Raw genomic sequence first — 16714 nt, 5'->3', positions numbered from 1 at the left:
AGCACCTCCCTTCTGTTTTTAAAAGAATCCGAGTTTGTTTGTGCTGTAGCTTACGAGCAGATTTTTAACTTGCTGATAATGGCTAAGCATCATTTTATGGTTTTCACGGCCGATACCGGACATTTTATAGCCGCCAAAGGCAGCATGTGCCGGGTATTGATGATAGCAGTTTGTCCATACCCGTCCTGCTTCGATGGATCGTCCAAATTGGAAAGCGGTGTTCATATCGCGTGTCCATAAGCCGGCTCCAAGACCGTATAAACTGTCGTTAGCGAGAGCGAGTGCCTCTTCCGGATGTTTGAAGGAAGTAACGGAAAGCACAGGTCCGAAAATTTCTTCCTGAAAGATGCGCATGTTGTTTTTTCCTTCAAAGATTGTCGGCTGTACGTAATATCCGTCAGCAAGGTCTCCATCCAGCCGGTTTCGTTCACCGCCAGTCAGGCATTTTGCTCCTTCTGATTTCCCGATTTCAAGATAGGATAGAATCTTTTCCATCTGTTCGGAAGAAGCCTGAGCTCCCATCATGACACTCGGGTCAAGGGGGTTCCCTGTTTTGATGGCTTTGACCCGTTCGATGGCGCGTTCCATAAACGGTTCATAAATGGATTCCTGAACGAGTGCGCGGGAAGGACACGTACAGACTTCACCCTGATTTAAAGCGAACATGACGAATCCTTCAACCGCCTTGTCCAGAAATTCATCGTCCTCCCGCATGACATCCTCGAAAAACAGATTCGGAGACTTTCCTCCCAGCTCAAGGGTCACCGGAATAATATTTTGGGAGGCATATTGCATGATCAGACGGCCGGTTGTTGTTTCGCCGGTAAAGGCTACTTTGTTGATTCTTGGATTGGAGGCAAGCGGTTTTCCGGCCTCCACTCCGTATCCATTCACAACGTTTAACACCCCTTCAGGGATTAAATCTCCAATCAGATCCAGTAAGAACATGAGTGAGGCAGGAGTTTGTTCAGCGGGCTTTAGGACAATGGTGTTTCCTGCAGCAAGAGCGGGAGCGATTTTCCAGGCGGCCATAAGGATCGGGAAGTTCCAGGGGATGATTTGTCCGACTACACCGAGCGGTTCGTAGAAATGGTAGGCTACTGTATCATGGTCAATTTGCGCAATGCTTCCTTCCTGAGCCCGGATAACGGAAGCGAAGTAGCGGAAGTGGTCTACAGCGAGCGGTATGTCCGCATTCAGCGTCTCTCTGACTGCTTTACCATTCTCCCAGGTCTCAGCAACAGCAAGTTTTTCGAGGTTTTCTTCCATGCGGTCTGCAATCCTGTTTAAGATGAGAGACCGCTCGGTAACGGAGGTTTTCCCCCATGAATCCTTTGCTTTATGGGCAGCGTCGAGGGCAAGCTCGATGTCTTCTTCTGTGGATCTGGCAATCTGGCAAAATACTTTTCCTGTAACAGGTGTAGCATTTTCAAAATACTCTCCCTTAACCGGAGGCTCCCATCTTCCCCCGATAAAATTGTCATAACGGTCTTTAAATTGAATAATGGAGCCTTCCGAGTTTGGAAATTTGTACATGCTTCATTCTCCTCCCGTTTATGTAGTCCATTGATTGCAATCGCTTACAATCTAATTTTAGAGAAACACTTTAAGTGAAAATTGTCAATTATTTGACTTTTGAGTGTTGGGGGTAAAAAATGCTGTTTTTTTAAGCGCGTGAAGGCTTCCTGAAAAATAGTTCGAATGTAAGGGCTTACTTGAAATTTAATCATTTACATCCATATTCCAGCTCGTTATAATCTGGATTGTTGAACAATTTTGAACGACAATTTTTGTGAAAAGGAGGTCTCCGAATGAGTCCTAAAATCCTATCATTTTTAAAAATAAATATTGGGTTGATCCTCGTCGCGGTTAACATCCACTTTTTCCTGTCTCCTAATGACCTTGCAGCGGGAGGGACGGGAGGTCTTTCCATCGTCATTCATGACTTCCTTCCGCTTCCGGTAGGGCAGATTATGCTCATGCTGGACTCTGTGCTTTTTCTGATCGGCTTTTTTATCATTGGATCTGCATTCGGGGCCGTTTCTTTATATTCAAGTGTCATGCTGAGCCTTCTTGTATGGGGCTTCAGCATTTTCCTCCCAATGGAGCGTCCGATGAGCGACGATATCTTGATCGAGCTGATTATCGGGATGATTATCGGATCCTTCGGGAGCGCACTCGTATTTAGCCAGCAGGCGTCAACAGGCGGAACGGATATCGTCGCGAGAATAATTAATAAATTCACCCATATGGAAATGGGGCGGGCCGTTTTGCTTGCCGATATCCTGATCGTCCTGTCATCAGCGGGGGTTTTCGGTATTCAAACAGGAATGTATGCTTTTTTCGGCTTGCTTATTAAAGGATTCCTGATTGATTACTCCATGCAAATGATGAATGAAAACAAAGAGATTGTCATTATCAGTGGCGAGAGTGACAAGATTAAACAGTTTATCCTTCTGGAGCTGAATAAAGGAGCCACTGTCCACATCGCTAAAGGAGCCTTCTCGAATGATGAAAAAGAAGTCATAACGACAATTTTGGCTAGAAGAGAGTTTCACCGCCTTAAAGTATATATTCAGTCAGTGGATGAAGACGCTTTTGTTACCATCCATAATATGAATGAGATTATGGGGCGCAACTTTAAATCATTTGCCTGATTTTCCCTTGCACCTTTAACCCAAAGCCATTTTCGTTTATGATAGGAGTTCAGTTAATGGACGGGTATAAGATGAAAATCACGGCTGAAGGGTGAGGGACGTGGAAAAACAGACAACGGAACAAAGGGTTTACATGCATTTAAAAGAAGCACTTCTGGGGAGAAAGATTGCTCCTGGCACACAGCTTGTCGAGCAAACGATATCCGAAAAACTGAAGGTCAGCCGGACGCCAATCAGGCTCGCTTTTAAAAAGCTTGAGTCAGAAGGGCTTATTGAGATTGTTCCGAATAAAGGATCCTATGTCGTTCAGCCATCGAAAGAAGAGATTTTGTCTTTTTTCGATATGAGACGAGAATTTGAGCATCTTGCAGTCCGTTATGGATTGGACAGAATGGAAGAAGAAGATTTTGGAAAGCTGAACAGCCTGCTGAAAAAAGAGCAGGAAGCATACAAAAATAAAGATTTAAAGGGCTATGTGAATGTAAACAAAGAGTTTCATTTGTATCTTGCGAGAAAAAGCGGCAATAAATTTTTAATCCGCTATATGGAGCAGCTCTTAAACCAAAATAATGTGTATTTATTTTTATTTGATGTCTTTTATCAAGTGGAGACCGGGCATAATGCCAGGGCGGAAGAGCATAACCGCATGGTCGAGGCAATGAGAGAAAAGAACGCCGAAGATCTCCATCAGCTGATCGACCTGCACATGAAAAGAAGCATCAATGATCTGCGGCTCAGTGATGAAGGGTTTCAATCCTTATCGGAAATTTTGTCTGCGGAAGATTAAAAAGATCAGCATTGGCTGGTCTTTTTTTTTCGAGAAGAAGGAAAGGGGTCTGCTGAAAAAGAAAACCAGTGAAGGAAAAGCAAAAAATGACAGGAGGAACGGTTTTCAGCCTGTTATAGTGGACCAGGAAAGGAGATGCGGGGATGGAAGCCTTGATTCATATGAATAAGAGCCTCGATTATATAGAGCGGCATTTAGATGATGAAATTACGATGGAGAAAGCTGCAGCGATTGCCTGTATGTCAAAGTTTCATTTCCAGCGAATGTTTTTGATGGTCACGGGTGTGACGCCTGGGGATTATGTCAGAAAGCGAAGGTTGACGATAGCGGCTCAGGAGCTGGCAAATTCAAACGTGAAAATCATCGATGTTGCCCTGAAATATGGATATGAGACCCCTGAATCCTTTTCAAAAGCCTTTAAAAAGGCGCACGGGATGAGCCCTTCAGAGGTGCGAAAAGCTGAGTGCGTCCTTAAAGCGTACCCCCGTATTTCTTTTCAAATTCAGCTGAAAGGAGCAAAAGCAATGAATTACCGGTTCATAGAAAAGGAAGCTTTTCCTGTAGTCGGCAAAGCCATTAAACTATCTACTGCAAAAAGTGCCCAGCAAGGTGAAATAAGTAAGTTTTGGCAGGAGGCCAATCAGACGAACGGCCTTAATGAACAGCTTGAGCCTCTGACCGGATCAATGGGCTTTCTCGGAATCTGCATGGATTTTAACCAGGAACAGGAGACAATGAGCTATATGATCGCTGCTGAAAAACCTGAAGGATTTCGTAACAGCGGCCTGGAAGAGCGCATAATCCCTCCCCGGAAGTGGACGGTGTTTGAATCCAATGGGCCGATGCCTCATGCCATTCAGGAGGTGTGGGGAAGAATATTCGGAGAATGGTTTCCTTCCACCGGGTATGAGCTTGCGGAAGGGCCCGAGCTGGAAGTGTATCCTGCAGGTGACCCATATTCAGATGATTACAGATGCGAAGTCTGGATTCCGATCATTAAAAAATAATGGCTGTTTACATGGAGTAAAAGTTGGGAAACGTATAGATAATAAGGAGGGATCCACATGGGTAAATTAATTAGAAAACTGATGAAATGGGCCCCCGTTATCTATCCGATTGCAAAAAAAATGATGAATAAACGAAAAAGAAGCGCTCGCTAAGAACGCTTCTTTTTTGTTTCATGTGAAACATTTTCAGTAAGCGGGTCTGAATATTGGGATGCTCTTCCAGGGAATTCAGCGTGTGCACGGCTTATTTTTCTCCATCCTCCGGAACTCCCTTTGAAGCAATCCGGTGCTGTCCCGTGAGCTTTCCACCCTTCAGCCGCATGGGCCTGGCAACCGTCCAGCCGCATTGAGACTGCCTCAACAGCTCAAAAGCCCGGAAGCGGTCGAGTACATTCTTTAAAAAGAAAGAGGCCATTTTTTAAACTCCTAAGCTGTGTCCCCCTGCTGGGTCAGAAAGCCTTCATGATTAAAATGCGCCCTCCTTTTTTACAATGGCAAAGCAGCAGCTGATCAAAACGCTCTCACAAATACCCTGAAACAGGGAATAGAAATCTTCTTTATGCAAATAGTAAGAAAAACCGGGCGGGAGGACATCCATTGGTACAGCATAATATTAATTTAACTACTCCTGAAATATCAGCCTTGTGGACGGCCTACATGCAGGAGACGGCATCATCCTGTTTATTAAAGCACTTTCTTATTCACATGGAAGATGAGGAAATAAAACCGATTGTCGAGGAAGCCTATGGCCTCTCCACCTCCATAAGCAGCTGGATAAAAGAAAAGTTTGAGTCGGAAAACTTTCCGGTCCCCTTTGGATTTGGAGAAGCGGATTTAGATGAGGACGCTCCGCCGCTGTTTACAGACTTATACGCACTCAGCTACGTTTACCGTGTCAGCCAGCTGGGACTGATGGGATATTCCTATTCGTTCATCACTGTTGGACGGCGTGACGTGCTCGAATTTTTTATGCAAACGAAAGAAGGAGCAGGAAACATATACAAAAAAGCGGTCGATTTAATGTTCTCAAAGGGAATTTATGACCGCCCGCCGAAAATACCTTACCCAGCTCATCCAAAGATTGTCCAAAAGGACTCTTTTTTAAACGGCTGGATAAACGAACGGGGACTCAATGCCATTGAGTTAGGGGAAGCCTTCTTTATTATTGAGCGAAACTATATCGGAATGATTCATTTATTGGGATTGATTCAAACGTGCAAAGACCATGATGTGAAGCAATTTTTCATCAAAGGAAAAAAGCTTGCGCAGAAACAAATCGATACCTTTAACGAGCTGTTGAAAAAAGATGGGCATTTAGGGACCCTGCCCGTTACACTGGAAGTGACAGACTCAGCCATCGGCCCTTTTTCGGATAAGCTCAATATGTTTATGATCACGACTTCTACTTCAACGGCTATCTGGCTTCTCGGAAGGTCTCTGTCCGCTTCCATGAGACGGGATGTTGGGGCCCATTATATGCTTCTGATGAAGGATATTCTGCTGTATGTAGAAGAAGGTGCAAAGCTGATGATTGATAGAGGGTGGCTCGAGCAGCCGCCCCAGGCAGACCGGGCGGAGTAACCGGGCACCTATCCCCTTTTCCAACGGCTGAAAAACAGCATCTTGGAAATCCAGTTTTTTCAAGTATAATAAAGATAAAAATGATCGATATTATGCGATGGAAAAGGTGAGCGTGCTGCAGCGGTTTAAAGAAAGCTTTTTTGACAATCATTTATTGCTGGTACTGATGCTGATTATGTGCTCAAGCTTCGTAGCCATTTACAGTGCCCAGAATCATGGACAATACACGGAAAACTTTTTGATGAAACAAATGCTTTGGTTTGCTGTTGGTGCAATCATTATGGCAATCGTTCTAGCTTTTGATTTTGAACAAATTGAACGGCTCACTCCTTTTCTTTACGGATTCGGCATCCTCTTGCTCGTATTATTGCTGCTGGCCCCGGAAAGCATAGCCAAGCCGGTGAATGGAGCTAAAGCCTGGTTTCAGTTTCCGGGCATCGGCTCCATCCAGCCATCTGAGTACATGAAGATTTTTCTCATCCTGATGCTTTCCTATATGACGAAAAAACACAGTGAAACGTACGGGATGGGAAGGATTTCAGACGACCTTAAATATCTGGTGAAAGCAGGTTTGCTTTCAGGAATGCCAATTGTCTTGATCCTGCTGCAAAATGACTTCGGCACATCGCTCGTCATCCTGGTTATAACCGGTACCGTAATTTTTGTTTCGGGAATCAATTGGAGAATTATCGGCGTTGTGATAACAGCAGTTGTCTCAACTGTAGCAGCATTAGTGATTTTGTTTATATACAAAATTGAATGGCTGCTTCTTATCGCCGGAAAATACCAGATTGATAGAATCTATGCCTGGCTGGATCCTGAAAGATACGGTTCAGGTATAAGCTACCAGTTAAAGCAGTCTATAACGGCAATCGGATCCGGCACGATTTCAGGAAAAGGCTTTGGCAATGCGGAAGTTTACATTCCGGAAGCCCACTCTGACTTTATTTTTACAATGATCGGGGAGGAGTTTGGCTTCTTTGGGGCTTGTGTCATCGTCTGCCTGTACTTCATTCTCATCTATCGGATTGTTATTATTGGTTTTGGCCAAATGAGGAATATGTTCGAGTTGTTTATATGCGTCGGAATGATCGGTTTATTTATGTTTCATGTTTTCCAAAACATAGGGATGGTCATCGGTCTTCTTCCGATTACAGGAATTCCGCTGCCATTAATGAGCTATGGAGGAAGTTCGGTTTTAGCCACAATGTTTGGCCTCGGGCTCGTGCTGAATGTGTCTTTTCATAAGAGACACTCCATGTTTTCGGGAGATAAATAACGAAGAAGTCATTTCCTTTTTAAAGGGAATGGCTTCTTTTTCCATGTTGGGGGACTGTTTGAAAACGAAAAAATGATTTTTAGTTTATTCTTTTCCTCCTTTTCCGGGCTTACGGTTAAAATAAGAATCGGTCGATCATGATAACATTATTTCCTTCCTGCTGCTGTTCGTAATCAATTAGCAGTCATTTATCAAAATACATGCGAAAAGACTTAGAGTGGTTGTCGCTTTTTGTAAGAATAAAGTGATAAAAAGGCTTACGAAACTACTAGACGAAAGAGAATCTATTATGTAAAATATTTTCAGAATATTAATTTAATTTAAACTATTCTAACCGGTTTTCGTTTGCTTAAAAAGCTGCTCATTAAAGTGGCAGGCAAATCTCCTGAAACGCCGGCAAAAAAGGAAAGGAAGCGTTTCTTGTATTCATACCAAGTATAACGGGGGGCCATACTGATGAAAAAGAAAAAATTAACGGGTATTTTTCTATCACTATCATTATTTGCGGGGATACTGGCAGGATGCGGAGCTCAAACAGGCGGATCAGGCGGCGATACCATTAAAATCGGAGCGAATCTGGAGCTTTCAGGCGGTGTTGCTTCTTATGGGCAATCCGTTTCAGAAGGACTTGAACTCGCGATTGAAGAGATAAATAAAGAGGGCATTGACGGGAAAAAGCTGGAGCTGGTTAAAGTGGATAATAAATCAGAAGCAGCTGAAGCAACGGCTGGAGCGTTGAAGCTGGTCAGCCAGGATAAGGTGGCCGCTGTTGTGGGGGCCGCTACAAGCACAAATACATTGGCCCAGGTTGAAATTCTTGCGAAGAATAAAGTTCCTCTCATCACACCTACAGGAACAAATCCTGCGATTACCAGCAAAGATGGAAAAGTGAACGAATTTGCATTTAGAACTTGCTTTATTGATCCTTTTCAGGGAACAGTGGCTGCGAACTTCGCTGCAGAGGATCTGAATGCGAAAACAGCGGCCGTTTACGTGGACTCATCCAGTGACTATTCCAAAGGGCTGGCTGCGGCCTTCAAGGAAGCATTTACCGAAGCTGGCGGAAAAGTAGCGATTGAGGAAGCGTATATCGCTAAGGATACAGACTTCAGTGCGACCTTGACGAGAATCAAATCGGCGAAGCCGGACTTTGTTTTTCTGCCTGGATACTATGAGGAAGTGGGATTGATCATCAAACAGGGACGCGAGCTCGGCATTGACGTTCCATTTATGGGAGGAGACGGCTGGGATTCTCCGAAGCTTGCAGAAATTGCGGGTGCGGATGCCCTGAATAATACATTCATTACCAATCATTACTCCTCCGGTGACCCGGATGAAAAAATCCAAAAGTTCGTAGAGGCGTTTAAAGCAAAATATAAGGATAAGTCACCGGATGCCTTTGCCGCTCTAGGCTACGATACAGCCTATTATTTAGCAGATGCAATTAAACGTGCAGAAAGCTCGGAGCCTGCAAAAATCCAGGAAGCTCTTAAAGAAACAAAGGATCTGGAGCTCATATCCGGGAATTTGACGCTGGACAGCAACCATGATCCTGTAAAATCAGCATCCATCCTGGAATACAAGAACGGGGAGCAGGAGTTTAAAACAAAGGTGGACCCGGAATAACGGGAACCGTGCGGGAAAGGGGGGCTTTCCCCCTTTCTTTTTTCCTCCTTGAATTGAAACGACTAAAATATGAGGCAAGATAAGGAGAGTTAGCGATGGAATTTGTCCAGCAGCTGATCAACGGCATATCGCTTGGAAGTATTTACGCATTGATTGCCTTGGGTTACACGATGGTTTACGGAATTGTTAAACTGATTAACTTCGCACACGGCGATGTGTTCATGGTTGGTGCTTTTGTAGGGTTTTATTCGATTACCGTCCTGAAGCTTCCCTTCCTGCCCGCCTTGCTGCTTGCGATGACGGTCTGTGCCCTGTTTGGAATGATGATTGAAAGAATTGCGTATAAACCTCTCCGCAATGCTACGAGAATCGCAGCATTAATCACAGCAATCGGTGTCTCTCTATTTATTGAATACGGAATGATCTATGTACGCGGCGCACAGCCGGAAGCCTATCCCGGAACGGTCCTTCCAAAAGAAACCATTGAATTATTTGGGCTGAATATCAGCTCGCAATCATTATTTATTTTAGGCATTTCCGTTTTCCTGATGATTTTGCTGCAGTTTATTGTTCACCGCACGAAAATTGGAAAAGCGATGCGGGCTGTATCGCATGATGCGGAGGCGGCAAAGCTCATGGGCATCAATGTGGACAATACAATCTCCGCAACCTTTGCGATTGGCTCCGCCTTAGCTGGGGCAGCGGGTGTTATTTTTGGAGTATATTACATAAAAATTGAACCGCTTATGGGCATCATCCCCGGACTAAAGGCTTTCGTAGCCGCTGTCCTCGGCGGAATCGGAATCATTCCCGGGGCAATGGTCGGAGGTCTTGTCCTTGGCGTCGTTGAATCCTTAGTCAGTGCCCTCGGTTTCTCATTATGGCGTGACGGGGTAGCATTCATTGTCCTGATCCTTATTCTCATTTTCCGTCCATCCGGGCTCTTCGGGAAAAATATGAGAGAGAAAGTGTAGGGATGATGGCTATGGCTAAGCAAAAACACACGATAGGTTTCTGGCTGTCTATCGGAAGCGCACTTGCAGGCTTTGTTCTTTTTCAATTTCTTATTTCCGGGGGAATATTAAATCCGTTCTATGTAAATGCCCTCTTCACCATCGCCATTAATATCATGCTTGCTGTAAGTCTGCACCTTATCATCGGGATTACAGGGCAGTTCTCAATTGGGCATGCGGGCTTCCTCGCAGTAGGGGCATATGCCTCTGCGATTTTCACCATGAACCTCCAGCTGCCGTTTGGCTTGGCGCTGCTTGCCGGCGGACTTGCTGCGGCGGCTGCGGGGCTCGTTATCGGCATCCCAACCCTGCGTCTTAAAGGAGATTATCTTGCCATCGCCACATTGGGATTTGGGGAAATTGTTCGAATTATGCTTCTTAATATTGACTACGTAGGTGGAGCAAGCGGGATGCAGGTCTCGAATCTTGCAACGTGGCCTTGGATCTTCGGCTGTTTGCTTGCTGCCATCCTGGTAATACGCAATTTCACAAATTCCACTCATGGGAGAGCATGCATTTCCATCCGGGAAGATGAAACGGCAGCTGACGCAATGGGGATCAATACGACATACTACAAAGTAATGGCTTTTGTGATCGGAGCGTTTTTCGCGGGAGTGGCAGGAAGCCTGTTTGCGCACAACTTTTACATTATCCAGCCCTCGAACTTCGGTTTTCTCAAGTCATTTGATATTTTGATATTCGTAGTGCTGGGCGGATTGGGGAGCATGTCAGGAGCTGTCATTGCTGCGATTCTGCTGACAATTGTCTCAACCTTTCTTCAGGATTATCCGGAAACCAGAATGATTATCTACAGCCTGGTGCTGATTGTGATGATGCTGTACCGTCCACAAGGACTGATGGGCACTAAGGAAATCACATCCTTCTTTAAAACCAAACGATCGTCTCAAGGAGGCCGCTCAAATGACAACCGCCAAACCCCTGCTTAAAGTGGATTCCGTCAGCATTCAATTTGGAGGGCTGAAGGCCGTTTCAAACGTGAATCTTGAGCTAAAGGAAGGAGAGCTGGCAGGACTGATCGGGCCGAACGGTGCCGGGAAAACAACCTTTTTTAATCTGCTGACAGGTGTTTACGCCCCAACGGAAGGATCCATTTCGTTAAACGGAGAGATACTGAAAAACCTGCCGCCCTATAAGATTACCCAAAAAGGAATCAGCCGTACGTTCCAAAACATCCGGCTCTTCGGAGAGCTGTCCGTAATTGATAATGTTAAGGTCGCTTACCACTCGCTGTCTAAGCATACGATCGCCGAAACAATCTTCAGGCTGCCGAGGCATTTCAGAGGAGAGCAGGACATGGAAGAAAAAGCTCTTGCGTTTCTTAAAATTTTCAACCTGGAAGGGTATCGGGATGATAAAGCAAAAAACCTTCCGTACGGCCAGCAGCGGAGACTTGAAATTGCCAGGGCCCTCGCCGCCCATCCAAAGCTTCTCCTCCTCGATGAACCTGCCGCAGGCATGAACCCGCAGGAAACGAGAGATTTAATGGAACTCATCCGCTTTATTCGCAAGGAGTTCAATCTGACAGTGCTTTTGATTGAGCATGACATGCCCCTTGTGATGGGGGTTTGCGAGCGGATCTATGTGCTCGACCATGGGCAGATGATTGCATCCGGAAGTCCGGAGGATGTACGAAACAATCCGAAAGTCATCGAGGCTTATCTGGGTGAGGAGGTTTCATAATGCTGAAGGTAGAAGGCATCAACGTATATTACGGCCACATTCAAGCCCTCAAGGAAGTCTCACTGGAAATTAAACAGGGAGAAATCGTAACCCTGATCGGAGCAAATGGTGCCGGAAAAAGCACCCTCCTTAAAACCATCTCAGGTTTGCTGAAGCCGAAAAAAGGATCCATCCAGTTTGAAAACAAAAACATTCAGGGGAAAGCTGCCCAAACCATTGTCAAGCAGGGAATTTCCCATGTACCAGAAGGCCGGCGCATCTTTGCCAACATGTCTGTCGAAGAAAACCTGGAGCTCGGTGCTTATCTCCGAAAAGATAAAAAAGGCATCAAAGACGATTTTGACCTGGTATACGACCTGTTCCCGCGGCTGCAGGAACGGATCAAGCAGCAGGCGGGAACGCTGTCAGGCGGGGAGCAGCAGATGCTTGCAATGGGCAGAGCCCTGATGGCAAGACCGAGGCTTCTCCTCCTTGATGAACCATCAATGGGGCTTGCTCCCTTGCTCGTCAAAACCATCTTCCGTATTATCGAGGAAATCAATAAAGGCGGCACAACCATTCTGCTGGTCGAGCAAAATGCCCACATGGCTCTATCTGTAGCACACATGGCCTATGTACTTGAAACAGGACGTGTCGTCATTTCCGGTCATCCCGATGAACTGAATTCAAGCGAGCAGGTGAAGATGGCGTATCTGGGAGGGCATTAGGCGGCAGGGATGGTGTTTGTTTGGTGGGATGGAGATGTTTTTAATAGTGCCGACCTGTGCTCAGGCTTACTTAAGTGGGGCGGTGCCGGAGCTTAGTGCAGCAGCGGTGCCGGAGCTTTAGTGCTTTAAAGCAGGCGGTAGCAGAGACGTACAGCTATCAGGCCTTGTGCGTCAAGGCTTCACGCACCGGTGCCAGAGCTTTAGTGCGGCAGCGAAAGTGGGGCCAGGCACGGTGCCTGGCCCCTGCTGCTCTAAAGCAGAGCGGGACAGAGGCTTGACGGCTCAAAGCGTTGCGGAACAAGGGTTAGGAAAGTGGGTGCCAGAGCTTTAGTTCTTTATCAGAGTGCGGGCCAGACCCCTCTGGGCCGCCATGCAGAGCTGAACGAAGAACGAAGAAGCTGTGCGGAACAAGTACCTCCGACCCCTGACGCGGTAAAGTACTGAGGGCCAGAGGCGGAAATCTCTCGTCCTTACTCCTCCAACAGATTTATACTTAGGTGCCGGAGCAAAGTCAGTAGACATAACTGGGGTCGGAGGCTTCCTCCGACCCCAGTTTTCAGTCGTTTTGGGGACAGAGAGGAGACTCTGTAAACCCTTATGGTGCAGGGTATCGGACAGAACGGGGACGGAGGTTTAGTGCTTTAGCAGAATGAAGGTCGGAGGCGTACAGGTACCCTCTCGTATGAAATCGGTGCCGGAGCTTTAGTGCTTTAAAGAAGGCGGTGGCAGAGACGTACAGCTATCAGGCCTTGTGCGTCAAGGCTTCACGCCCCCGGTGCCAGAGCTTTAGTGCGGCAGCGAAAGTGGGGCCAGGCACGGTGCCTGGCCCCTGCTGCTTTAAAGCAGAGCGGGACAGAGGCTTGATGGCTCAAAGCGTTGCGGAACAAGGGTTAGGAAAGTGGGTGCCAGAGCTTTAGTTCTTTATCAGAGTGCGGGCCAGACCCCGCCCTAATTATAGTCCCCTTTAATCCCTGTATTAGCTCTTACCACAATTTCATCAAACTTGCCTTCAGCCTCTTTCTTCCTGGAAAGAACGGTTCCGAGAAAAGCTCCGATAAAGCCCAGCGGGATAGAGATGATTCCGGGATTTGTAAGGGTTATTAGTGGTGTTCCTTTAAAGATGGCAGCTCCTGCTTCGGGCGACCAGATGTTGGGGCTGATCGCGACCAAAAGAAGGGAGCTTAATAACCCTGTTAACATCCCGGAAACAGCTCCGGCGGTGTTAAAGCGCTTCCAGAAAATGGTCAGCAAAATGATGGGAAGATTCGCGCTTGCCGCAACTGCAAAAGCGAGTGCTACCAAAAAGGCAACATTCATCTTTTGGGCAAATAGAGCGAGCAGAATAGAGAGGATGGCGACTCCTACTGAGGCCCATCTGGCAGCTACGACCTGCTCCTTTTCGGTGGCTTTTCCTTTTCGTAAAATATGGCTGTAAAAATCATGTGCAAAGGCTGAGGCAGCTGAAAGGACAAGGCCCGCTACTACAGCCAGAATGGTCGCGAAGGCGACGGCTGAGACAAAGGCGAATAAAAAGTCTCCTCCCAGAACCTGTGCAAGAAGCGGGGCTGCCATGTTTCCGGCTGCGTTGGCTTCTACGATTCTGTCATAGCCGACAAAGGCTGCTGCGCCAAAGCCGAGAAAGATGGTCATGACGTAAAAGATTCCAATAATCCACGTTGCATACACGACGGATTTTCTAGCGGTAATGGCATCTTTAACTGTGAAGAAACGAATTAATATATGAGGCAGTCCGGCGGTCCCAAGCACAAGTGCGAGATTGAGCGATATGGTATCAAGGGGGTTTGTGAACTTATTTCCAGGGTTCAGGAAGTTTTCGCCAAGCGGTGTTGCTGTCTGCATTTCAGAGAACATGTTCATTACGTTAAAATCGAATTTGGCAAAGACAATCACTGAGATAATAAACGTTCCCACCATTAGGAGCAGGGCTTTAACAATCTGAACCCAGCTTGTGGCTGTCATTCCGCCGAAAACCACATAAATCGTCATCAGCGTTCCAACAATCAATACCGACCATATGTAGTCAATCCCAAGCAAAAGCTTGATTAAGGCCCCGGCACCTACGAGCTGGGCAATCATATAAAAGATAGAGATGGAGATTGTATTTAATGCAGCAACTCCCCGGATTTTTTTATTGTTAAAACGAGCGGCAATCATATCAGCCATTGTATATTTTCCAAGATTCCTCAGCGGCTCGGCTACAATGTACAAGACGACGAGATAGGCAACGAGAAAACCGATGCTGTAAAAAAAACCGTCAAAACCAGAAAGCGCTACCATTCCGGCGATGCCCAGGAATGAAGCAGCCGACATATAATCCCCTGCAATGGCCAGCCCGTTTTGCCAGCCGGTCAGGGACCCGTCGGCTGTGTAAAAATCACTTGTTGTTTTAGTCCGTTTGGACGCAGCAAAGGTGATGACCAGTGTCAGAGCAACAATGGCTAGAAAGAGAGAAAAAGCTAATAGATTCATAAGATCCTCCTTAGTTTTTTGCGTCCTCGGCAATTTCTTCAACTAATGCATCAAAAGAAGCGGCTTTTCTGGAGTACATCGAGCATAGAACCCAGGTCATAATAAATTGGGAAAAGGCAAAAACCCATGCCCAGCTGATTGCACCGACTGCCGGTGTATTGAGAACCTTTGTATAAGCCGTGAGGATCGGAAGTGTAAAATAAAAAGCGAGAAAAAATAAAGATAAAGGCAAAATGAACGTTTTCTTTTTGGAAAGCAGTGTTTTAAATGCGGGAGATTCAGCGATGGCTGTATAATCGATTCGCACTCCTTTTTTTCTCTCGGCTTGTACCTGCACCTCTTCTTTACTGTCCATAAAGCAATCCCTCCTTAATAGAATAAAAAAATAGAATAAAAAGAATCTCCTCTATTATAATTAATTCAGAAAAATAAGTAAATTCAGTCTATTTATTTTAATACAATATGCTTTCTTATTTCGGCTGATCAGGGACTATTGACTCTTCCAGATTGATACTATTGGAGCTTGTGAGTCTCTTTCCGAAAAAGAAATAATAGAAAGGAGCAAAATAGATAAAAAAGATTTGCCGGCTGCGTGGATAGAAGGAGAACATATTCTCAGGAGGAACAGCTTTGAAAAAAAGTGTAAAGCCGATTGTCTCTTTTAGTTTTGTCTTTATTTTGATCTTCTCTTTGATTGCACCGGTTCAGTCGAATGCAGCCGGAAGCGGTACGTGGTCCAGCCCGTATTCTGTATCTCAGGCAATCAGCAGCCAATATGGTTCTTCAAAGACTGTTCAAGGCTATGTCGTGGGACAGCCTGTTTCAGCCACCTCAGTCATAACGAGCGGCTATCCGAATGATTATGCAGTAGCAATCGCAGACACAGCCTCGGAAACGAACCCTGCTAATATGATTTATGTGCAAGTTTCTTCTTCCTACAGAAGCAGCTTCGGGCTTCAATCCAATCCTTCTTTAAAAGGCCAGTCCATTAAAGCAACAGGTGCATTGTCCGCATATTTTTCCCATGCAGGATTAAAAAGCCCAACCCAAATGGAAAAAGCAGGCGGCACGGTTCCTCCGGATGATGACGGAGGTTCAGACGGCGGCGGAGGAACGACTACCCCATCGCCATATGATGGAACCTATTACAATTCAGCCATTGGCAAAACTGGAGCTTCCTTAAAATCAGCTCTTCATAATATTATTGACGACCACCGTGAACTCTCTTATGACGCCGTTTGGGATGCATTAAGAAATACGGATGAAGACCCAGCGAATCCTAATAATGTGCTTCTCCTTTATACAGGCCGCTCACAAAGCAAATTTGCAAACGGCGGAAATGTTAACGACTGGAACCGGGAGCATGTCTGGGCAAAATCCCACGGTGATTTCGGCACATCCATGGGACCGGGAACCGATATTCATCACCTTCGCCCGACAGACGTATCCGTAAACGGTTCCAGGGGAAATCTTGATTTCGATAACGGCGGATCCCAGCATTCAGAGGCGCCAGGCAACTATTTCGACAGCGATTCATGGGAGCCGCGCGATGAAGTGAAAGGCGATGTAGCCCGGATGATTTTTTACATGGCTGTGCGCTATGAAGGTGACAGCGGAGAACCGGATCTTGAGCTGAACGATTATGTGAATAACGGATCGGCTCCATATATGGGGAAAAAGTCCGTGCTTTTGCAGTGGCATCAGCAGGATCCTGTCAGCAGCTGGGAACGAAACCGCAATGATGTAATTTACAGTGATTATCAAAATAACCGCAACCCGTTTATCGATCACCCTGAATGGGCGGCAGCTGTATTTAATTAAAAAAAAGGACCTAAGAGAGCTTGCTGAAACGGCGCTCCTGGGTCC

Annotated in this window: 15 protein-coding genes; 11 read left to right on the top strand and 4 right to left on the bottom strand. The window is 46.0% G+C overall.

Annotated elements, in window-relative coordinates:
* Window positions 1-18 precede the first annotated feature (18 nt).
* The gene (exaC, locus tag ACQCV8_RS03715; RefSeq protein ID WP_426843192.1) at window positions 19-1536 is read right to left on the bottom strand and encodes an acetaldehyde dehydrogenase ExaC; all 1518 of its coding nucleotides are present in this window, start codon (window positions 1534-1536) and stop codon (window positions 19-21) included.
* Between the two features lie 275 nt (window positions 1537-1811).
* Here exaC and ACQCV8_RS03710 point away from each other — a divergent pair, with 275 nt between their 5' ends.
* The 3 genes from ACQCV8_RS03710 (at window position 1812) to ACQCV8_RS03700 (ending at window position 4451) form a co-directional block, all read left to right on the top strand.
* Window positions 1812-2657, top strand: coding sequence for a YitT family protein (locus ACQCV8_RS03710; RefSeq protein WP_426843191.1), 846 nt, complete (start codon window positions 1812-1814; stop codon window positions 2655-2657).
* Between the two features lie 100 nt (window positions 2658-2757).
* Window positions 2758-3444 carry a GntR family transcriptional regulator gene (locus tag ACQCV8_RS03705; RefSeq protein WP_426843190.1) on the top strand — a complete coding sequence of 229 codons (687 nt, stop codon included), beginning with the start codon at window positions 2758-2760 and terminating at the stop codon, window positions 3442-3444.
* 143 nt (window positions 3445-3587) lie between these two features.
* A complete protein-coding gene (locus ACQCV8_RS03700; protein WP_426843189.1) occupies window positions 3588-4451 on the top strand; it encodes an AraC family transcriptional regulator in 864 nt (287 codons plus the stop codon).
* A gap of 244 nt (window positions 4452-4695) precedes the next feature.
* Here the strand turns inward: ACQCV8_RS03700 and ACQCV8_RS03695 are convergent, their stop codons facing one another.
* Window positions 4696-4866 carry a hypothetical protein gene (locus ACQCV8_RS03695; protein WP_426843188.1) on the bottom strand — a complete coding sequence of 57 codons (171 nt, stop codon included), beginning with the start codon at window positions 4864-4866 and terminating at the stop codon, window positions 4696-4698.
* A gap of 182 nt (window positions 4867-5048) precedes the next feature.
* Between ACQCV8_RS03695 and ACQCV8_RS03690 the strand changes: the two genes are divergently transcribed.
* From ACQCV8_RS03690 to ACQCV8_RS03660, 7 genes are all read left to right on the top strand, one after another.
* The gene (locus ACQCV8_RS03690) at window positions 5049-6032 is read left to right on the top strand and encodes a DUF3231 family protein (protein ID WP_426843187.1); all 984 of its coding nucleotides are present in this window, start codon (window positions 5049-5051) and stop codon (window positions 6030-6032) included.
* Between the two features lie 97 nt (window positions 6033-6129).
* Window positions 6130-7311 carry an FtsW/RodA/SpoVE family cell cycle protein gene (locus tag ACQCV8_RS03685; RefSeq protein WP_426843186.1) on the top strand — a complete coding sequence of 394 codons (1182 nt, stop codon included), beginning with the start codon at window positions 6130-6132 and terminating at the stop codon, window positions 7309-7311.
* Window positions 7312-7767: 456 nt separating this feature from the next.
* A complete protein-coding gene (locus ACQCV8_RS03680; protein WP_426843185.1) occupies window positions 7768-8937 on the top strand; it encodes an ABC transporter substrate-binding protein in 1170 nt (389 codons plus the stop codon).
* A gap of 95 nt (window positions 8938-9032) precedes the next feature.
* Window positions 9033-9911, top strand: coding sequence for a branched-chain amino acid ABC transporter permease (locus ACQCV8_RS03675; protein ID WP_426843184.1), 879 nt, complete (start codon window positions 9033-9035; stop codon window positions 9909-9911).
* Window positions 9912-9922: 11 nt separating this feature from the next.
* Window positions 9923-10897, top strand: a complete 975-nt coding sequence (locus ACQCV8_RS03670) for a branched-chain amino acid ABC transporter permease (RefSeq protein ID WP_426843183.1) — start codon at window positions 9923-9925, stop codon at window positions 10895-10897.
* Window positions 10872-11651: an ABC transporter ATP-binding protein gene (locus ACQCV8_RS03665; RefSeq protein WP_426843182.1), complete on the top strand. Its 780-nt coding sequence runs from the start codon at window positions 10872-10874 to the stop codon at window positions 11649-11651. The genes ACQCV8_RS03670 and ACQCV8_RS03665 overlap by 26 nt, the downstream gene beginning before the upstream one ends.
* Window positions 11651-12358: an ABC transporter ATP-binding protein gene (locus ACQCV8_RS03660; protein ID WP_426843181.1), complete on the top strand. Its 708-nt coding sequence runs from the start codon at window positions 11651-11653 to the stop codon at window positions 12356-12358. Before ACQCV8_RS03665 ends, ACQCV8_RS03660 begins: the two co-directional genes overlap by 1 nt.
* A gap of 948 nt (window positions 12359-13306) precedes the next feature.
* Here the strand turns inward: ACQCV8_RS03660 and ACQCV8_RS03655 are convergent.
* Both ACQCV8_RS03655 and ACQCV8_RS03650 read right to left on the bottom strand, forming a co-directional pair.
* The gene (locus ACQCV8_RS03655; RefSeq protein WP_426843180.1) at window positions 13307-14848 is read right to left on the bottom strand and encodes a solute symporter family protein; all 1542 of its coding nucleotides are present in this window, start codon (window positions 14846-14848) and stop codon (window positions 13307-13309) included.
* Window positions 14849-14858: 10 nt separating this feature from the next.
* Window positions 14859-15203, bottom strand: coding sequence for a DUF485 domain-containing protein (locus tag ACQCV8_RS03650; protein ID WP_426843179.1), 345 nt, complete (start codon window positions 15201-15203; stop codon window positions 14859-14861).
* 275 nt (window positions 15204-15478) lie between these two features.
* Here ACQCV8_RS03650 and ACQCV8_RS03645 point away from each other — a divergent pair, with 275 nt between their 5' ends.
* Window positions 15479-16669, top strand: coding sequence for an endonuclease (locus ACQCV8_RS03645; protein ID WP_426843178.1), 1191 nt, complete (start codon window positions 15479-15481; stop codon window positions 16667-16669).
* Window positions 16670-16714: the final 45 nt, after the last annotated feature.

This window comes from Metabacillus sp. 84, assembly GCF_050107715.1.
GTDB lineage: Bacteria > Bacillota > Bacilli > Bacillales > Bacillaceae > Metabacillus_B.
This window is presented reverse-complemented; position numbering and strand designations above follow the sequence as displayed.